Genomic DNA, 656 nt, shown 5'->3' with positions numbered 1-656 from the left:
CTGCTGCGCATGTACTTTCGTCTAATCCACATGATGCAGTATTCTTGAAGTGCGGTGATTTTGTTGAGAACAAAGGCCACCAGTTTGGTATAGATCTACCTGCAGAAGAAAAACTAGCCCTACGTGAATTCTTGAAACTCATGTAACGTTTGGTACTCATGTTTGTCATGAAAAACGAATGGGGAGGCCTAATTGCTTGAGCTGAGGCAGCTTTGTTATCACAAGGGCTGCTTTAGCTGGGCAATGTTAATAATGAATCTATCTAGAGCAATAAGTGCGTTAGTCCTGTTGTGTATGCTCGCTATTGGCATTACATATTGGTCTATCAATCACGCTGATAATCCGTCTATTTCTGAACTCACTCAATCTCTTGATGGTGTAGAAGAGTCGTCTCTGCATAGTCAGCTGATACCTGATACAGACCTCCCTCCTGAGGGAACCCGTTCTTTGTTCGACCATATAATCGCGCAGAATGATGGCTTGCCTTACCCTTTTACTGAAATGATCAAGCTCTTGCAGAGCCAGCACCCTGAAGGTGAAGCGCCGCTGTCATTGCTGATTCCTGATGGCCGTTCACTGCTAAAAGGCCAAGCTGATCATCATTTACCTCGAATACTGATTGCGCCAGACTTTCAGGAAGAAAACACCCCAGCGGG

The 656-nt window shown here is 45.1% G+C and carries 1 protein-coding gene; it reads left to right on the top strand.

The window, feature by feature from the left end; genetic code table 11:
* Nucleotides 1-252: 252 nt before the first annotated feature.
* On the top strand, nt 253-656 hold a 404-nt coding region (locus A3735_RS08255), incomplete at its 3' end, for a hypothetical protein (protein WP_156499528.1).

The organism is Oleiphilus sp. HI0061, assembly GCF_001635675.1.
The sequence above is the reverse complement of the archived record's forward strand: the minus strand, read 5'-3'. Positions and strand labels throughout refer to the sequence as shown.